This is a genomic window from Pseudomonas sp. 22082, from assembly GCF_052046055.1.
Classification (GTDB): Bacteria; Pseudomonadota; Gammaproteobacteria; order Pseudomonadales; family Pseudomonadaceae; genus Aquipseudomonas; species Aquipseudomonas pharyngis.
Genome location: NZ_JBQEQB010000005.1, coordinates 96,189 through 115,096 on the forward strand (window position 1 = coordinate 96,189; position 18,908 = coordinate 115,096).

Here is an 18,908-nt window from a genome sequence, read left to right on the forward strand (position 1 = left end):
CCGACTGCAACAATGAGGTATGCCATGCGTGAAGTGGTGATCGTCGACAGCGTACGGACCGGCCTGGCCAAGTCCTTTCGCGGCAAGTTCAACCAGACCCGTCCCGATGACATGGCGGCCCATTGCGTCAATGCGTTGCTCTCGCGCAACGACATCGACCCGGCCAGCGTCGAGGATTGCATCGTCGGCGCCGGCTCCAACGAGGGCGCCCAGGGCTACAACATCGGCCGCAACGTGGCGGTGCTCTCGCAATTGGGCACCGGCACCGCCGGCATGACCCTCAACCGTTTCTGTTCTTCGGGGTTGCAGGCGATTGCGATTGCCGCCAACCAGATCGCGTCGGGTTGCAGCGACATCATCGTCGCCGGCGGCGTCGAGTCGATCAGCCTGACCCTGAAGAGTGTCAACACCGATCACCTGATCAATCCGTTGCTCAAGCAGCAGACGCCGGGCATCTACTACACCATGGGCCAGACCGCGGAAGTGGTGGCGCGCCGTTATGGCGTCAGCCGCGAGGCGCAGGATCGCTACTCGCTGCAAAGTCAGATCCGCACCGCTCAGGCGCAGGCAGCAGGGCTGTTCAACGATGAAATCGTGCCGATGACGGTGAAGTACCGGGTTGAAGACAAGAACAGCGGTGAAGTGCAGATCCTCGACGGCATCGTCGACCGCGATGACTGCAATCGCCCGGACACCACCTATGAAAGCCTTGCCGGGTTGAAACCGGTGTTCGCCGAGGACGGTTCGGTGACCGCCGGCAACTCGTCGCAGTTGTCCGATGGCGCCTCGATGACGCTGGTGATGAGCCTGGAAAAAGCCCTGCAACTGGGGCTCAAGCCGAAAGCGTTTTTCCGCGGGTTCACCGTCGCTGGGTGCGAGCCTGACGAAATGGGCATCGGCCCGGTGTTTTCGGTGCCAAAGCTGCTCAAGGCCAAAGGCCTGCAGGCGGCGGATATCGATCTGTGGGAATTGAACGAAGCGTTTGCCTCGCAGTGCCTGTACGCCCGTGATCGTCTGGAAATCGACAACGAGAAGTACAACGTCAACGGCGGCTCGATTTCCATCGGTCACCCGTTCGGCATGACCGGGTCACGGCAGGTCGGGCATCTGGTGCGCGAGTTGCAGCGGCGCAATCTACGCTACGGAATCGTGACCATGTGCGTGGGCGGGGGGATGGGGGCGACCGGGTTGTTTGAGGCTGTGCGCTAGGCCTTGAACGATGCGTTGACCGGCAAATCGTAATCGCGGGCAAGCCCGCTCCCACAGTGTTCGAGTGTGCTCACAATTCAGTGGCCAACCCGGAACCTGGGGGAGAGGGCTTGCCCGCGATTGGGTTCAGCACGGCTTATCTGCCGGAATCCAGCAACTGCATCCGCGCGATGTAGGCCTTTATCTGCTGCTCGGCTTTCTCGTGGCTGTCGAACGGCCCTTCGAGGGTGTTTTCCCGGGTGCTGAAATACAGTTCACCGTTGACCCGGCACACGCGGTCGCTGCGAAAGTGCGTGGCGGGGGCGGTGTCCTGGGCGCGCATGCCTAACATGACGGGTCTCCTTGGTGAATGATGTCCCGGGCTGGATCCAATGAGCTTATGCCTGAATCACTTATCCCGCCCGGCCAGCCGATCAACGGCCCAGCGTCAATTTTCTGCTGCGACCTGCACAGTTTCATTTGCGGCTGGAGCGCAACTGTCCCTGTGTCGCGCAGGGTCTGTGCGCCTAGAATGAGCGCTTCTGTCTCTGGCGCTTGGGGTTCTCATGCACGTTTCATCGGGTCGTTGGGTGTACGGCATGTTCCTGGCGTTATTGACGGCGTTTCTGTGGGGAATCCTGCCGATCAAGCTCAAGCAGGTGCTGGTGGTGATGGACCCGGTCACGGTGACCTGGTTTCGCCTGCTGGTGTCCGGCGGCTGTCTGTTCATTTATCTGGCCGCGACCAAACGCTTGCCGAGCCGCAAGGTGCTCGGGCCGAAGGGCGGCTGGCTGGTGCTGATGGCGGTGCTCGGGCTGGTGGGCAATTACGTGCTGTACCTCATGGGCCTGAACCTGCTCAGCCCCGGTACTGCGCAACTGGTGGTGCAGATGGGGCCGATCATGTTGCTGATCGCCAGTCTGTTTGTGTTCAAGGAACGCTTCAGTATCGGTCAGGGCATTGGCCTGGCGGTGCTGTTGATCGGTTTTGCTTTGTTCTTCAATCAGCGTCTGGCGGAATTGCTCACCTCTTTATCTGATTACACCGCCGGTGTGTTGCTGGTGCTGCTGGCCTCGACTGTCTGGACTTTCTATGCGCTGGGCCAGAAGCAATTGCTGACGGTGTGGAATTCTTTACAGGTGATGATGGTGATCTACCTGTTCTGCGCCTTGTTGCTGACGCCGTGGGTGCATCCGCTCGAAGCACTGTCGCTGAACCCGTTGCAGGGCTGGCTGCTGCTGGCGTGCTGCATGAACACGCTGATCGCCTACGGCGCATTTGCCGAGGCGCTGGCGCATTGGGAAGCTTCGCGGGTCAGCGCGACGCTGGCGATCACGCCGTTGGTGACGTTCGGTGCGGTGGCCGTGGCGGCGGGGGTGTGGCCCGAGTATGTGCATGCCGAGCACATCAATCTGCTGGGGTATGGCGGGGCGGTGCTGGTGGTACTGGGTTCGGCGCTGGTGGCGCTCGGCCCTTCGCTGATTGCCGGGCTCAAGGCCCGGCGGATGCGCATGGCGGCAGGTTAACCGAGTCATCGTTCTTCGCGAGCAAGCCCGCTCCCACTTTTAACCGCATTCCTCACAGGGGATCGCGGTCAAATGTGGGAGCGGGCTTGCTCGCGAAGACTGACTTACAGACGCTGAAGATCTCAGCCCTTGGCACCGGCCTCGATCATGTTTTCCGGCCGCACCCAGGCATCGAACTCTTCATCGGTCAGGTAACCCAGCTCCAGCGCCGCCTCACGCAAGGTTTTGCCTTCGCTGTAGGCCTTCTTGGCGATTTCCGCCGACTTGTCGTAGCCGATGTGCGGGTTCAGCGCCGTCACCAGCATCAGGCCGCGTTCCAGATGCTTCGCCATGACTTCGGCATCCGGTTCAAGCCCGGCGATGCAGTGCTGCTGGAAGTTGCTGCAACCATCGGCCAGCAGGCGGATCGATTGCAGCAGATTGTGGATGATCACCGGTTTGAACACGTTCAGTTGCAGGTGACCCTGGCTGGCGGCGAAGCCGATCGCCACGTCGTTGCCCAGCACCTGACAGGCGAGCATCGACAACGCCTCGCACTGGGTCGGGTTGACCTTGCCGGGCATGATCGAACTGCCCGGTTCGTTGGCCGGCAGGCGCACTTCGGCAAAACCGGCGCGTGGGCCGGAACCCAGCAGACGCAGGTCGTTGGCGATTTTCATCAGCGCCACGGCGAGGGTTTTCAGGGCGCCGGAGAGGGTAGTCAACGGCTCATGGCCGGCGAGGGCAGCGAATTTGTTTGGTGCGGTGACAAACGGCAGGCCGGACAACGCCGCCAGTTCAGCGGCAATCGCTTCGCCGAAGCCGTGGGGCGAGTTGAGCCCGGTGCCGACGGCCGTGCCGCCCTGCGCCAGTTCGCAGACCGCCGGCAACGCTGCGCGAATCGCCCGTTCGGCGTAATCCAGCTGCGCTATGAATCCGGAGATTTCCTGGCCGAAGGTGATCGGCGTGGCGTCCATCATGTGGGTGCGGCCGGTCTTCACCAGTTTCATGTGCCGCGCCGACAGCTCGGCCAGACCGCCCGACAGCTCGGCGATGGCCGGCAGCAGTTGGCCCTGCACCGCTTGCGCGGTGGCGATGCTCATGGCCGTGGGGAAGCAGTCGTTGGAGCTCTGCGAGCGGTTGACGTGATCGTTGGGGTGCACCGGCGTCTTGCCGCCGCGTGGGTTGCCGGCCAGTTCGTTGGCGCGGCCGGCGATCACTTCGTTGGCGTTCATGTTGCTTTGCGTGCCGCTGCCGGTCTGCCAGACCACCAGCGGAAACTGGTCGTCGTGCTGGCCGTCGAGCACTTCGTCGGCGGCCTGTTCGATCAGGCGGGCGATGTCGGCAGGCAGGTCGCCGTTGCGGTCGTTGACCCGGGCCGCGGCTTTCTTGATCAAGGCCAGGGCGTGCAGTACCGGCAATGGCATGCGTTCCTGACCGATGGCGAAGTTGATCAGCGAGCGTTGCGTCTGAGCGCCCCAGTAAGCGTCGTCCGGGACCTCGATCTGGCCCAGGCTGTCGGTTTCGATACGGCTCATCGTGCACACTCCTGTTGGTCTGTTTGCGCAGTTTAGGCCGGTGTCGGCCCGGGTGGTTCCATCCGGTCGATTGTTGACCGGCAAATCCCCGCCAATCAAGCGCGGCAAGGGCCGGGGGTTGAGCCGCAGCGTTATTCAGGCGCAGAATGGTCGCCCTTGGGGTTTTACCTCGCCTAGCTGAAAAGGAAACTCGATGACTCGTCTTCGTGCCATCTGTACCGCGGTTGCCCTGGTCTGCGCCAGCGGCCAGGTGCTTGCCGATACCGCCAGCCACAACGCCAGTGCCGAAGCTTTCCTGACCCTGGCACACGCTGACAAGCTGGGCACTCCGGTGTACATGCAGGTTCAGCAGATGTTCGCCCAGCGTTTTGAACAGACCAAGGCGCCGGAATCCAAGAAAGCCGTACTGGATACCTACCAGGCCAAGGCCAACGCTGCTCTGGACCAGGCCATTGGCTGGAACAAGCTGAAGCCGGACATGGTCAAGCTCTACACCAGCAACTTCAGCGAATCCGAGCTGAAAGACCTGGTCGCGTTCTACCAGTCGCCACTGGGCAAGAAAGTCCTGGAGAAAATGCCGCAGCTGACCCAGCAATCGGCCCAGATGACCCAGGCCAAACTGGAAAGCGCCGTACCGGTGGTCAACAAGCTGCTGGACGACATGACCAACGAGCTGGCACCGAAAGGCGCCGCTCCGGCCAAGAAGAAGTAAGCGGAGTTCGTGATGACCATGCAACAACGCATCGAATCGACGCTGGCGCTGCTTCAGCCTGAGCATCTGCAAGTGCTGGACGAAAGCCACATGCACAGTCGCGGGTTGCAGACCCACTTCAAGGCAGTGGTGGTCAGTGCGCAGTTCGAAGGTCTGAACCGGGTCAAGCGCCACCAGAAAGTCTACGGCACGCTCGGCGAGCTGATGGGCGAGTTCCATGCGTTGGCGCTGCACACCTACACCCCGCAGGAATGGGCAGAGACAGGCGTCGCTCCGGCGTCGCCGACCTGTGCCGGCGGCAGCAAGCATTGAGCCTTGCAGCAATGAACTGAGGTTTTTTGCTAGAATCCGCAACGCGCCGCTCACCCGGCGCGTTTTTTTTCGCATCCGGTTCACCCTTTACGAGGGTAGCCACCTGGAGAAATACCCATGACACAACCGATTGTCGTGGCGGCACTGTACAAGTTCGTCACCCTCGAAGATTACGTCAACCTGCGCGAGCCCCTGCTGCAAGCGATGGTCGACAACGGCATCAAAGGCACCCTGCTGATCGCCGAAGAAGGCATCAACGGCACGGTTTCCGGCAGCCGTGAAGGCATCGACGGCCTGCTGGCCTGGCTGCGCAATGATCCGCGCATGGTCGACATCGATCACAAGGAATCGTACTGCGACGAGCAGCCGTTCTATCGCACCAAGGTCAAGCTCAAGAAAGAGATCGTGACCCTGGGCGTCGAAGGCGTCGACCCGAACAAGAAGGTCGGCACCTACGTCGAGCCCAAGGACTGGAATGCGCTGATCAGCGACCCGGAAGTGCTGCTGATCGACACCCGCAACGATTACGAAGTCTCGATCGGCACCTTCGAAGGCGCCATCGATCCGAAAACCACCAGTTTTCGCGAATTCCCCGACTACATCAAAGAACACTTCGATCCGACCGTGCACAAGAAGGTCGCGATGTTCTGCACCGGCGGCATTCGCTGCGAAAAAGCCTCGAGCTACATGCTCGGCGAAGGCTTCGAAGAGGTTTACCACCTCAAGGGCGGCATCCTGAAGTACCTCGAAGAGGTGCCGCAGGAAGAAACCAAATGGCAGGGCGACTGCTTCGTCTTCGACAACCGTGTGACCGTGCGCCATGACCTGAGCGAAGGCGACTACGATCAGTGCCACGCCTGCCGCACCCCGGTCAGCGTTGAAGATCGCGCCTCCGAGCATTACGTGGCCGGCATCAGCTGCCCGCACTGCTGGAACTCCCTGAGCGAGAAGACTCGCCGCAGCGCCATCGACCGCCAGAAACAGATCGAACTGGCCAAAGCGCGCAACATGCCGCACCCGATCGGCTACAACTATAAGCAAGCATCCACCGAGGCTTAATCATGTCTGCACGCCTGCTCTATGTGATGGATCCGATGTGTTCGTGGTGCTGGGGATTTGCCCCGGTAGCCAAGGCGTTGGTGGAGCAGGCGCAGGCAGCCGGGGTGGAATTGCACCTGGTGGTCGGCGGGTTACGCACCGGCAGCGGTGCGGCGCTGGAGCCGACCACTCGGCGCTACATTCTTGAACACTGGCAGGCGGTCACCGAGGCCACCGGCCAGCCGTTCAAGTTGGAAGGCGCGTTGCCGGACGGTTTTGTCTACGACACCGAACCTGCCTGCCGCGCCATCGTCACCGCGCGCAGCCTGGCGCCGGATTGCGCGTGGAAACTGGTCGGGTTGATCCAGCACGCGTTTTACGCCGAAGGTCGCGATGTCACTCAGGCCAGCGTTCTGGTGGAGCTGGCCGAGAAGGCCGGTGTCCCGCGCATTGAATTTGCTGCCCTGTTTGATCATGCCGATCAGCACAAGGCGACCCAGGCCGATTTCAGTTGGGTGCAGGATCTGGGCATCGCCGGATTCCCGACCCTGCTCGCCGAGCGCAACGGCCAACTGGCGTTGCTGACCAACGGCTACCAGCCGCTCAGTGAACTGTCACCGTTGCTCGGTCGATGGCTGGAGCGCGCGGCCTGTGTCTGACCCAGCCGATGACACGCCAGCCGTCAAGCGTGTCGACCGGCTGAGCTGGACTGAAGTCCGGCGACTGGCACTTCATCACAAAAAATCCCTGTGGATCGCCAACGGCGTGGCCGTACTGGCGACGCTGTGCAGCGTGCCGATTCCGTTGCTGCTGCCGTTGCTGGTGGACGAAGTCCTGCTCGGCCATGGCGATGCCGCATTGAAAGTCATGAACCATGTGCTGCCCTCGATGTGGCAGCAGGCGGCGGGTTACATCGGCCTGATGCTGGTGGTGACATTGACCCTGCGTTGCAGCGCTCTGTGTTTTGGCGTATTGCAGGCGCGATTGTTTGCGCGGTTGGCCAAGGACATCGTGTATCGCATCCGCGTGCGGCTGATCGAGCGTCTGAAGCGGATCTCCCTCGGCGAATACGAAAGCCTGGGCAGCGGCACCGTTACCACGCACCTGGTCACCGACCTCGACACCCTCGACAAGTTTGTCGGCGAAACCCTCAGCCGTTTTCTGGTGGCGATGCTGACCCTGGTCGGTACCGCCAGCATCCTGATGTGGATGCACTGGAAACTGGCGCTGCTGATCCTGCTGTTCAACCCGCTGGTGATCTACGCCACGGTGCAGTTGGGCAAACGGGTCAAGCATCTGAAGAAACTGGAGAACGACAGCACCTCGCGCTTCACTCAGGCGCTGAGCGAAACCCTCGATGCGATCCAGGAAGTGCGCGCCGGCAACCGCCAGGGCTTCTTCCTCGGGCGCCTCGGCCTGCGGGCTCAGGAAGTGCGCAACTACGCGGTGAATTCGCAGTGGAAGACTGACGCCTCCAACCGCGCCAGTGGCCTGCTGTTCCAGTTCGGTATCGACATCTTCCGCGCGGCGGCCATGTTGACGGTGCTGTTTTCCGACCTGTCGATCGGGCAGATGCTCGCGGTGTTCAGCTACCTGTGGTTCATGATCGGCCCGGTCGAACAACTGCTGAACCTGCAATACGCCTACTACGCGGCAGGCGGTGCGCTGTCGCGGATCAACGAACTGTTGGCCCGCGCCGACGAACCGCAATACCCCGGCGGCGTCGACCCGTTCAAGGGCCGCGATACCGTAGGGATTCAGGTGCAGGGTCTGAGCTTCGGTTACGGTGACGAACTGGTGCTGGATCAGTTGAACCTGTCCATCGCGCCGGGCGAGAAAGTGGCGATTGTCGGCGCCAGCGGCGGTGGCAAAAGCACCCTCGTGCAATTGCTGCTGGGTCTGTACACACCGCTGGCCGGCACCATTCGTTTTGGTGGATCGACCCAACAGGAAATCGGCCTGGAAACGGTTCGGGAAAATGTCGCGGTGGTGCTGCAGCATCCGGCGCTGTTCAACGACACCGTACGCGCCAATTTGACCATGGGCCGCACACGCAGCGACGAAGCCTGCTGGCAGGCGCTGGAAGTTGCCCAGCTCGAACCCACCATCCGCGCCTTGCCGGACGGCCTGGACAGCATCGTCGGCCGCTCCGGCGTGCGGCTGTCCGGCGGCCAACGGCAACGTCTGGCCATCGCCCGGATGATCCTCGCCGAACCCAAAGTGGTGATTCTCGACGAGGCGACGTCAGCCCTCGACGCCGCCACCGAATACAACCTGCACCAGGCCATGGCGCGTTTTCTCCATGGCCGCACCACGCTGATCATCGCCCACCGCCTGTCAGCAGTGAAGCAGGCGGACCGGGTGCTGGTGTTCGACGGCGGGCAGGTAGCCGAGGATGGCGACCATCAGCAACTGATTGCCGATGGTGGGTTGTACGCCAAGCTGTATGGGCATTTGCAGCGGTTGTAGGTTATTTCCAGATGACGTTCAGCCAATCGTCAGCGCCTGTATGACCGAACGCCTTTACGATCACCGCGCAAGCTTCGCAGGGCGGCATGGTGGTTGCGATGTTGACTGAGCGGATGGCCTGTTTATCGGGATATTTCTGGTGGATGAAACTGATCAACTTGCTTTCACTGTCCAGTGAAGTGGGTACCTCTGGCAGTGCGGGATAGGTTTTCGGAATGGCCAGAAGATTCTCCTGGCTATCCATCAGAAGGCCACTTGGGGTGGGTGGACCGCTCAAGTCGACATTGAAGTAAGTCGCGTCGCCCCTCTGGACGTACTCGGCTCCCAGATAGGTTTTGAACAGAGGCAGTTTTCCTGTTATGTCCTGCGCCCCGGAAACACTGACATAGACCTCCCTGACTCCATCGGTCTTGATGACTTCTGCATACGCGATGTTTCTGGGGTTGGAACGTCGTTGTGATCTAGGCAACAGGTCATTGAGCTTTTTCATCGTGCGATCGATCCTGAACAGGCTTTCTGTGTTCTGAGGGATCGTCTGCTCCATGAACAATGTGTCGAAAATTTCGGCTGTTCGTTGGCGCAATGTTTCCGAAGCTTCATGGCTGCGTGACCATGTTGTTGCGCCTTCGGACGATTGTGTGACGATCATTCTCATCCTTTGATCGAACATCAGGGCTTCGCCGGGGCTGGTATCGAGTTTGATCCATTGCATATTGGCGGGTGGGTTTGGGGGGGTGCCCAAGGGGATGGCGATTCGCTTCATGGTTTTCATTGCACGCTCGACTGCATCTATACCGTAGACCGCCACGAGATTGTTGGCGGTCAGTGAGCCTTCATACGCTCGCAACAGCTCGGCACCCTGTTTGCCTTCCATGAGATCGGCTTGAAATAGTCGTTGCAGAGTGAGCGTCTGCAGCTCGCCCAGGTCTTTATCTGCAGGAAACGTCGCCAGGTAATATTTATCGGTATTTACGCGAGTAAAGAGGAGATTGTCGGAGGTAACGAGAGACGGTACGACAATCGCGCCTATTCGGTGCAGTTCATCACTGCCTTGATAGGTTCCCTGGATTTCTATTCGTACATAAATGCCCTTTTGAAACTGCAGGTCGGCCAGGATTGCGCTTTTGGGGACCGGCCATTTTTTGGGGAAGCCCAAGCGGGTGAAATCACCTGTCCACCTCTTCAGTTTGCCATTCAACAATTGATAGAGCAGGCCATCGCGCAGGAAGTACTCCCCCTCTGCTGAATGCCGCGCTTTTGGCGTGCACAACCGTTCACCAAACCAGGGGGCATAACCTTTGTCCGGGTCGAATGAGCGAAGCGGCGGGGTATCGGGATGGGGATCGCCAGTAATGAATTCATTAACGCAAATGTCGCTCCCTGGCGCGCGTTTGCTGCGGCAGGGAATACGTTTCATATTCGCGCTTTCATCAATCAGTTCGATACGCCGCAACCAGTCCCCATCCAGTCGATAGGGCACATCGTCGATATAAACGGTGATTCGGCCATCGATTTCCGGCAACTCGCGGATTCTGGCGTGTTCTGCTACTTCGACGACGACGTGCTGATCGGTTTTTTGAATCGGGCGATAGGCAGAGCGGCCCAGCGACAACCGGTAAAGCTTGTCGGCCAGAGGCGGTCCAAAGGGTTTGTCGGTCATCGGATCAAGCATTCGATAATCAAGCAGCGTCGCGCTGTCGACTCTGCGAACCGGAAGGTCATCGAACCCTCTGGTAGAGACCAGGTTGTCAGAAGCGGCAAGCAGCTTGTAGCTGCCCGGGTCCGTGACTTGCGGTAGTCCTTTTACGAAGTCGTATGAGCCAGTTCTCCCGGCCAGCCTGTTGATTTGCCTGATGGCGGCCCGCAGTGCCAGCCGGTTCACGGCATAAAGTCCATGCACCAGTACTTTCGCCAGAGTGGGCGCGCCATCCATTGGGTTGAAGTTGCGTAAGGATGTGATCAGTAGTTTTTGGGTCAGGCGGGAAAATTGTGGCAGTACTTGTTTGTAACCCAGGCGAACAGCGGTGGAGGCCAGTCTTGCAGAGCCGGAAACAAATTTTCCAAGGGGGAGGGCGAAGGAAAGTGTATCGGTCAACATGCCGAAGATTGCGTTAATGCTTTTTCGGGGATCATCGGAATGAAGATCGTCGAGGTTGCCAAAGAAAGGTACCCACTTCCCGATCTTGATAAGCAGGGTATGACGCTTATCTTCCGATTTCTCCAGTTCCGTCTGCTGCCGTGCGTTGGCGTAAAGCTTGTCTTCCTCTACATAAAAGTGGTCGCGTGCGATGAATATAGCGATCTCCGAGGCGCGACTGGAGGTGATGGCAGGGGGATAACCCGTCGGCGCCTGAGGGGAAAAGGCTTCGCCCAGTTGTTCGATGATAGCGACGCATGTGGCCTCTTTCTTGGGGGCTCGGCCGCTTTCGTAGGCATCCCAGTCCAGTGGTACGGGTTTGCCACGCCGCACCGTTACCCGCACCTTGCCGCGCATTCGCCATTCTTCGGTTGTAAGGCGACCGTTGAGCATGTCCGCGGTGAAGTCGGTACGCTGGCGAATGATTCCGGCGCGCGGCAGGCATTCATACCAGCAGGTCCGGTCGTTGTAGGTCATGGAAAGGATAAAGCCCATTCGCAGCCTCAACGGCATTGTGAGTGAGGGCTTCTCCTGGGAAGCTTCCAGGTCTTTGGTCGACGATCTCACGGTGTAGATTTTTGTCTCACCGTATTCGATGGCCAGACGATCATCATTGGGCAGATGGCTGAACAGGCTGATCAGTAATTGCCGGTAGGCACTTTTTGTCGTGTTGAGATAGCTGTTGTATTGACTCTCGAACAACACATTGACGTCTGGCAGTGTCCTGAGCCGGATGGCTTCCGGGATCCATTTGGCGGTCGTTTCAATGCTCCCGTCCGATCGAATGCTGAAACGGGCGGTGCTGACACTTTCGCCATCGTTTCCGGTAATGAGCCAGGTTTTGTCTTTATGTCCCTTCCACATATAGACATCGCGAAAGGACACGCTTTTCTGTCGTATATCCGGCACGAACCTTGACCCAGTGTCGGGCCCAAAATATCTGACCAGTTTTCGACCATCGCTGGTGAACACCTGTTGACCGAATACTTTCTTGATTTCCTGGTCTGCGATCTCCCAGCGTTTTGGCGGATCGATATCCAGTTGTTTCAAAGTGTTTTTCATCACCTCTGTATGCTGGTCGAGGGCCTCCATTACACGCTCCTTGGTGGACTCGCTGTACTCGGCGTATCTGTCTTCTTGCACGATGCCGTTGGCGACAGCCCAGTCCATCGCGGGAGCAATCCTGCTCCAGGCGACAATAGCCAGTTCCTGTTCAGTGGCTTCTGTGGATTCCTCCAGAGGAAAGTCAACCAGTTGCTGGAATGTCATGTGAGGCACACGGTCCGGTTCGATGGCGTCAGCCAGATGAAGTCCATGGACAAAGTTCACCCAGACCAGAGAGCTTCTATAAGGCAGGTCGACGGGAATGTCGGAGCGATGGAAGTCGATTGGAAATTCGCAGCGGTACAGGCAGGCCAGCAGGACCGCCTCGATCTCCGAAGTGACCCGGTTGCTGCTCAGAAGATGGTCTTCGAATTCGCTCCATATGGCCTGGTAGCTTTTCCCGTAGTTGGAGCGCTGATGCCAGGGATACCCTGCGATATCTCTCTCTGCATCAGTGTCACGTTGCTCCCACAAGCGGATTGCCCTGCTCAGCAGTTTGTTGCGAACGAGCGGTGAATCGTCTTGTTCAGTGTCGCTGCCGTACCATCCCAGTTTTGTCAGCAGCGACTTCGCCAGCTGGCTGGCGTCGGCCGATTGAAGGATTTGCTCCAGGTACACTGTGGGGGTCTGGCGAACACGCGCTGCGGTGATATCGGAGGCGAGATTTTTCGCGAGATGGCCGATCAGCGATTTGACTGACGCCGGCAAGAACTGTCCGATGGCTTCACGGATTTTGCTCTCGGTCAGACGGCCCAGCAGGGTCGAGAGGGGCAAGCGTTCTTTGGGTGGTAATCTCGGGCTTTTCAGCAAAGCCTGGCGTTCCTCGAGGTTCGGAGTGCAGGCCAGCGAGTCGACGTCAATGCCGCGTTCCAATTGCAGCCCATGACGGGCGCGCTTTTCTTCCAGGGCGCGCAATGCGGCTTGGTGTTCCTCTTTATCGGCAGGATTCCAGGGGGAGATACCGTAATAAAGCGCCATCCGGGCGAGGCTGAACTGCCCGTCCGGGCGTAGAGTCAGTTTCAGTTTTCGGGCGATGGACGGTTTTTTTGCATCCAGGTCCAGAGGCGAGCCGGGATGTGGTTTGAGGTAGGTATTGGTCAAGGCACTAGCGGTTGAGGGCGTGTTTCGCAGTTTTTCCAGCAACCTGCTGTACTCTTCCAGTAAGGCCTGATGCCGCGCGGGATAAGAGGAGCCTGCGTCGAGCGGTGCGTTGGAAGTCGAAGGGGGCAGCATGTTTGATTGTCCTTTTGGTGTGGAGGGATCCGTAAGGCTTTAGCCCTCAGGGGGGCGGTTTGCAGTAGATCGCTTCCAAAAGGCAGAAGGGCGGTACATATGTCTTGTCGCAAAGGAGTTGAAGCGCCTGTCGCTTGCCTAGATTCACAAGCCAACCTAGTCTCGTGATAGCGATTTCGTCCGGACGACGAACGGACTGTGCTCACGCAAGGAATCCCATGAAGCAAAAGCGGACTCTCGGAACGCCTCGGTTGCTGGGCATCGTCTGGCCATTTATCGCCGTCGTGTTGTTTCAAGCCTTGCTGGGAGGCGTGAGCCTCTATGTCCTGTCGGCCGTTCGTGGTTATGTGGCGGGCGAGAGTCTCTGGTCCAAGGGCCAGAAAGACGCCATCTATTACCTCAATTTGTATGCCGACAGTCGTGACGAGGCGATTTACCTCAAATATCAGAACGCAATCGCCGTGCCTCAGGGCGGTCATCAGTTGCGTCTGGCACTGGACAGACAACCGCCCGATCTGCAATCGGCGCGCGAGGGCATCCTCAAGGGCGGCAACCACCCGGACGATGTTTCCAGCCTGATCTGGCTCTACCTGAATTTCCGTCACTTCAGTTATCTGGAAATCGCCATCGACCGCTGGACGCTGGGTGACGCCTATCTGGTGGAACTCGATGATGTCGCCCGGGAGATGCATCGGTCCATCATTGCCAATGCTGCCACCGAGGCGGATATCCGGCGCTGGAAGGACCGGATCTTTGCGATCAACGACGGCGTGACGCCCGCCGCCAAGGCCTTCAGTGATGCCTTGGGTGAAGGGTCGCGGGTGATCCTGCGTCTGTTGCTGTTCACCAACCTCGCCACGGCGCTGGGCCTGATCGTGCTGGCATTGCTGCGTACCCGCAAACTGCTCAAGCAGCGACATGCCTTCGCCGAGGCCTTGCAGCTGGAAAAGGATCGGGCTCATATCACGTTGCAATCGATTGGCGACGGGGTGATCACCACCGACGTGAGCGGGGCCATCGAATACATGAACCCGGCCGCCGAAGCCCTGACCCACTGGAAAGCCGAGCAGGCGGCCGGGTTGCCACTCGCGGCACTGTTCAATCTGCTGGACGACAACGCCCAGACCGAAGGACTGACCCTGATCGAGCATATTCTCAGTGGCCAGCTCAGCGGAGGCAGTGAACACTCCAAGCTGATCCAGCGGCTCGATGGCAGTACCGTGTCGGTGACCCTGGTCGGGGCACCGATTCGCAATTCCGACAAGGTCAGCGGCACCGTGCTGGTGCTGCATGACATGACCCAGGAGCGGCAATACATCGCCAATCTGTCATGGCAGGCGACCCACGATGCACTGACCGGCCTGGCCAACCGCCGCGAGTTCGAATACCGCCTCGAACAGGCCCTGCATAACCTGACCCGGCAAGCTGGACGCCATGCGCTGATGTTCCTCGACCTCGACCAGTTCAAACTGGTCAATGACACCTGCGGGCACGCGGCCGGCGATGAATTGCTGCGGCATATCTGCGCGTTGCTGCAATCCGGCTTGCGCGAGGGCGACACCCTGGCGCGGCTGGGGGGGGACGAGTTCGGCATCCTGCTGGAGAACTGTGCCCCGGAGGCCGCCGAGAAGATCGCAGAGAGTTTGCGCCAGACCGTACAGAACCTGCATTTCGTCTGGAAGGGGCGACCGTTCCTGACCACGGTGAGCATTGGCCTGGTGCATGTGGCGCAGACGCCGACCACCCTCGAAGCCTCGCTGCGGGCTGCCGACATGGCCTGCTACATGGCCAAGGAAAAGGGCCGCAACCGGGTGCAGGTCTACCATGCCGACGACTCGGAACTGTCCCTGCGCTTCGGCGAGATGGCCTGGGTTCAACGTCTGCACATGGCCCTGGAAGAAAACCGCTTTTGTCTCTACGCCCAGGAAATCGCGCCATTGGGCTCGGTTGCCGGTGGTGCCCGCGGGCACATCGAAATTCTGCTGCGTCTGCATGACGAAGCGGGCCGGATGATTCTCCCGGACAGTTTCATACCGGCGGCCGAGCGTTACGGATTGATGACATCGCTGGATCGCTGGGTTGTGCAGAATGTATTTAAGGTTATTGCCCAATGTATTAACGATAAGTGTCAGGGTCCTCTGGCAATGTGTGCGATTAATCTTTCAGGCATTACTATCGGAGATGACGCGTTCTTGCACTTTCTGCGGGAACAGTTTGATAACTACGGCATACCGCCTGAAATGATTTGTTTTGAAATTACAGAAACCAGTGCCATTGCAAATCTGGGTAGTGCAATCAGATTTATCAATGAACTCAAAGGCTTGGGTTGTTACTTTTCCCTGGATGATTTTTGCGCCGGAATGTCTTCATTCGCTTATCTGAAACATTTGCCTGTAGACTTCCTGAAGATCGACGGGAGTTTCGTAAAGGATATGCTGGACGACCCGATTAACCGCGCTATGGTCGAAGTGATCAATCACATCGGGCATGTCATGGGTAAGCAGACAATTGCCGAGTTTGTCGAGACAGCGCAGATCGAGCAGGCATTGCTTGAAATCGGCGTGGATTACGCTCAGGGTTATGTTATTGAACGCCCGCAGTTGTTTACCTGTGACAGTTTGCAAAGTCGGCCCGCCAGACCGCAGCCGTTGTTGTTCAAGGCGCCTGGCACATTCCGTTGAAGTCTCTTGCCGATCCTTACAATCACAAATCAAAAGGAGCCGAACAGTGATCGACACATTCAACCGAACCGGACCACTCATGGAAGCTGCAAGTTATCCCGCCTGGGCGCAACAGTTGATCCAGGATTGCAGCGAGAGCAAACGCCGGGTTGTCGAACATGAACTTTATCTGCGCATGCGTGATAACAAGCTCAGCGCCAGAACCATGCGCCAGTACCTGATCGGGGGCTGGCCCGTCGTTGAGCAATTCGCGTTGTACATGGCGCAGAACCTGACCAAAACCAAATTCGCCCGCCACCCGGGCGAGGACATGGCGCGGCGCTGGCTGATGCGCAACATCCGCGTCGAACTCAACCACGCCGATTATTGGATGCACTGGAGCCGGGCCCATGGGGTGAGCCTGGAAGACCTGCAAGCGCAGCAAGTGCCACCGGAGTTGCATGCCCTGAGCCACTGGTGCTGGCACACCAGTTCGGCGGATTCGCTGATCGTGGCCATCGCGGCCACCAACTACGCCATCGAAGGCGCGACCGGGGAGTGGTCGGCGCTGGTGTGTTCGACGGGGGTCTATGCCGCCGCTTTCCCTGAAGAAGATCGCAAACGGGCCATGAAGTGGCTGAAGATGCACGCCCAGTACGATGACGCCCACCCGTGGGAAGCGCTGGAGATCATCTGCACCCTCGCCGGGCTAAACCCGAGCAAAGCCTTGCAGGCGGAACTGCGACAGGCCATCTGCAAGAGTTACGACTACATGTACCTGTTCCTTGAGCGCTGCATGCAGCTTGAGCTGGCGGAGCGGGTGTTGGTCGGGCGTGAGCGTCGGGCGCTGGTCGAGAGCTGATTTCGGCGACACCCATAAAAAACGGGAGCCTTGGCTCCCGTTTTTTGTTGGCGGAGAAAATCTAGCCTGCCATGGTCAGGCGATTGCGGCCTTCGCGCTTGGCGACATAGAGCGCGCTGTCGGCGCGACGCAACAGGCTGTCGGCGGATTCGCCCGGCAACAGGGTCGAGCAGCCGAGGCTCACGGTCAGTTCGATCAATTGATTATTGGCGAAGTAATCCTGGGCCTGCGCCGCCTGACGCAGGCGCTCGCCGACCATGGCGGCCGCATCGCGACCGGTGTTGGACAGCAGAATCAGAAATTCTTCCCCGCCATAACGGAACACCATGTCGACATTGCGCAACTGGCCCTTGATTGACGCGGCCACGGCTTTGAGGACCTCATCGCCGGCGCTGTGACCATGAAGGTCGTTGACCTGTTTGAAGTGGTCGATATCCAGCATCAGCACCGACAGTGGTTGCAGGTGCCGGCGCGACATTTCGATTTCTCGCAGCAACGTCTGCTCCATCGCAATGCGGTTACCGGCTCCGGTCAACGGATCACGCAGGGCACTCTGAGTGGCGGCGCGGTAAAGCAATGCATTGCGCATCGGGTACAGCAGGGCCGACAGCAGTGACTCGAGATAACCCAGTTCCTGTTCGTTGAAGCGCTGGTTGCGGCGGAACACCAACTCACCCATATGCTCGCCTTCGTGGCTGAGACTATAGCTGGCCGAATGGTGCCCGCGAGCACCGAACTCCAGGCGCAAGTCGCTGCCGTCGTGCACGTAGGTCAGGGCGTCCAGCGGCACCAGGCGCTGAACTTCGCGGAAAAACAGACCGAGGATGCGTTGAGGCTCAAGGCTGGTTTGCAGTTGCAGGCTCATGTGCTGGCGCAATTGCGCCAGGCTGACAGGTCGCGCCAGCAGGGGAGGCTGCTGACCAAAGCCCAGGCGTTGCAATTTGGCACTGTCGAAGTCAATTGCAGTGGTCTGGGAGGGTGATTTCATATGGCGTGAGCCCCTAAGCAGTAAGTCTGTCTTACAGGCTGGGTGAGAGCGGCTATGGGCTGCGCGTCATACTGATCCATCAGTCCCGTAGGACATTTGGGGTAAGTTTAGTCTGCCCGATGACGATTAGTCAGCTATCGCATCAGGCCCTGCCCGGCTGCCTTCACTCGGCGTGCTTTGAGGAGATGTAGAGCGAAAGTCATGCCATACGGTTCATATTTTTTGAAAACCGATGAGAATCAATAACTTGGATTTTTTAGAGCGGAGTAGGTGGTGGTTGTTTGACAGAGTTGGAGGTACTGAAGGCGGCAATTGCCTGCCGCGACGGGATTCCGCCACGGCAACAATTGCGACGTATGGCATTACTGGGCGTTGAAGGCCTGGCCATTGATACCCGTGCTATCCGGGCCCATCAGGTACAAATAGACCGGCATGATCTCTTCCGGTGTCGGGTTGTTCAGCGGGTTCTCACCGGGGTACGCCTGTGCGCGCATGCTCGTGCGGGTGCCGCCCGGATTGATGCTGTTTGAGCGTACCGGCGCCACGCCGTCGATTTCATCGGCCAGAGTCTGCATCAGCCCTTCAGTGGCGAACTTCGACACGCCATAGGCGCCCCAGTAAGCACGGCCCTTGCGCCCGACGCTGCTGGAGGTGAACACCACCGAAGCATCCTGTGAAAGCTTGAGCAGCGGCAGCAGGGTGCTGGTCAGCATGAACATCGCGTTGACGTTGACCTGCATGACGCGCATGAAGTTTTCACCGGACAACTGCTCGATCGGCGTGCGCGGGCCAATGATCGAGGCGTTGTGCAGCAGGCCGTCGAGGTGGCCGAACTCGGTCTCGATCATCGCCGCCAGCTCATCGTATTGATGGGGCAGGGCGGTTTCGAGGTTGAACGGGATCACGGCGGGCTGTGGATGCCCGGCTGCTTCGATCTCGTCATAGACCTGGGTCAGATTGGCTTCGGTCTTGCCCAGCAGCAGCACGGTCGCGCCGTGGGCGGCGTATGTCCTGGCGGCCGCCGCACCGATGCCACGACCGGCACCGGTGACCAGAATGACCCGATCCTTGAGCAATTCGGGGCGAGCGGTGTAATCAAACATAAAAAACCTCATCAAGAGTCAGATCGTTCCCCTGCGCAGCAAAGGAATGCAGCCAACGA

14 protein-coding genes are annotated in these 18,908 nt (G+C 59.2%); 9 read left to right on the forward strand and 5 right to left on the reverse strand.

What is annotated here, in order from left to right; genetic code table 11:
- The first annotated feature begins 24 nt into the window (after positions 1 to 24).
- A complete protein-coding gene (locus ACTJK9_RS07805) occupies positions 25 to 1,209 on the forward strand; it encodes a thiolase family protein (RefSeq protein ID WP_440813199.1) in 1,185 nt (394 codons plus the stop codon).
- A gap of 136 nt (positions 1,210 to 1,345) precedes the next feature.
- Here the strand turns inward: ACTJK9_RS07805 and ACTJK9_RS07810 are convergent, their stop codons facing one another.
- Positions 1,346 to 1,540, reverse strand: coding sequence for a DUF6316 family protein (locus tag ACTJK9_RS07810; RefSeq protein WP_085647618.1), 195 nt, complete (start codon positions 1,538 to 1,540; stop codon positions 1,346 to 1,348).
- 214 nt (positions 1,541 to 1,754) lie between these two features.
- On the opposite strand from ACTJK9_RS07810, the gene ACTJK9_RS07815 reads away from it, so the two are divergent.
- Positions 1,755 to 2,714: a DMT family transporter gene (locus tag ACTJK9_RS07815; RefSeq protein WP_085612159.1), complete on the forward strand. Its 960-nt coding sequence runs from the start codon at positions 1,755 to 1,757 to the stop codon at positions 2,712 to 2,714.
- 122 nt (positions 2,715 to 2,836) lie between these two features.
- On the opposite strand, the gene ACTJK9_RS07820 is transcribed toward ACTJK9_RS07815, so the two are convergent.
- Positions 2,837 to 4,231, reverse strand: coding sequence for a class II fumarate hydratase (locus ACTJK9_RS07820; protein WP_074688044.1), 1,395 nt, complete (start codon positions 4,229 to 4,231; stop codon positions 2,837 to 2,839).
- A 193-nt stretch (positions 4,232 to 4,424) separates the two neighbouring features.
- On the opposite strand from ACTJK9_RS07820, the gene ACTJK9_RS07825 reads away from it, so the two are divergent.
- The 5 genes from ACTJK9_RS07825 (at position 4,425) to ACTJK9_RS07845 (ending at position 8,762) form a co-directional block, all read left to right on the forward strand.
- Positions 4,425 to 4,943, forward strand: coding sequence for a DUF2059 domain-containing protein (locus ACTJK9_RS07825; RefSeq protein WP_007950895.1), 519 nt, complete (start codon positions 4,425 to 4,427; stop codon positions 4,941 to 4,943).
- Positions 4,944 to 4,955: 12 nt separating this feature from the next.
- Positions 4,956 to 5,255: a BolA family protein gene (locus ACTJK9_RS07830; protein ID WP_007950896.1), complete on the forward strand. Its 300-nt coding sequence runs from the start codon at positions 4,956 to 4,958 to the stop codon at positions 5,253 to 5,255.
- Between the two features lie 117 nt (positions 5,256 to 5,372).
- Entirely contained in the window at positions 5,373 to 6,314 is a 942-nt protein-coding gene (trhO, locus tag ACTJK9_RS07835) for an oxygen-dependent tRNA uridine(34) hydroxylase TrhO (protein ID WP_221397887.1), read from the forward strand.
- A 35-nt stretch (positions 6,315 to 6,349) separates the two neighbouring features.
- Positions 6,350 to 6,952 (forward strand): DsbA family protein, encoded by a 603-nt coding sequence (locus ACTJK9_RS07840; RefSeq protein WP_176504858.1) that lies wholly within the window; start codon positions 6,350 to 6,352, stop codon positions 6,950 to 6,952.
- Entirely contained in the window at positions 6,945 to 8,762 is a 1,818-nt protein-coding gene (locus ACTJK9_RS07845) for an ABC transporter ATP-binding protein (RefSeq protein ID WP_440813202.1), read from the forward strand. Before ACTJK9_RS07840 ends, ACTJK9_RS07845 begins: the two co-directional genes overlap by 8 nt.
- 1 nt (position 8,763) lies before the next feature.
- On the opposite strand, the gene ACTJK9_RS07850 is transcribed toward ACTJK9_RS07845, so the two are convergent.
- Positions 8,764 to 13,236 (reverse strand): hypothetical protein, encoded by a 4,473-nt coding sequence (locus ACTJK9_RS07850; protein WP_221397885.1) that lies wholly within the window; start codon positions 13,234 to 13,236, stop codon positions 8,764 to 8,766.
- A 218-nt stretch (positions 13,237 to 13,454) separates the two neighbouring features.
- Here ACTJK9_RS07850 and ACTJK9_RS07855 point away from each other — a divergent pair, with 218 nt between their 5' ends.
- A complete protein-coding gene (locus tag ACTJK9_RS07855) occupies positions 13,455 to 15,917 on the forward strand; it encodes an EAL domain-containing protein (RefSeq protein WP_085612163.1) in 2,463 nt (820 codons plus the stop codon).
- Positions 15,918 to 15,963: 46 nt separating this feature from the next.
- Positions 15,964 to 16,758, forward strand: coding sequence for a TenA family transcriptional regulator (locus tag ACTJK9_RS07860; protein ID WP_440813205.1), 795 nt, complete (start codon positions 15,964 to 15,966; stop codon positions 16,756 to 16,758).
- Positions 16,759 to 16,819: 61 nt separating this feature from the next.
- Here the strand turns inward: ACTJK9_RS07860 and ACTJK9_RS07865 are convergent, their stop codons facing one another.
- Both ACTJK9_RS07865 and ACTJK9_RS07870 read right to left on the reverse strand, forming a co-directional pair.
- Positions 16,820 to 17,746, reverse strand: coding sequence for a GGDEF domain-containing protein (locus ACTJK9_RS07865; protein ID WP_221397883.1), 927 nt, complete (start codon positions 17,744 to 17,746; stop codon positions 16,820 to 16,822).
- Positions 17,747 to 18,108: 362 nt separating this feature from the next.
- On the reverse strand, positions 18,109 to 18,849 hold the full coding sequence (locus ACTJK9_RS07870) for a YciK family oxidoreductase (RefSeq protein ID WP_039770568.1): 741 nt from the start codon (positions 18,847 to 18,849) through the stop codon (positions 18,109 to 18,111).
- Between the last annotated feature and the right edge of the window lie 59 nt (positions 18,850 to 18,908).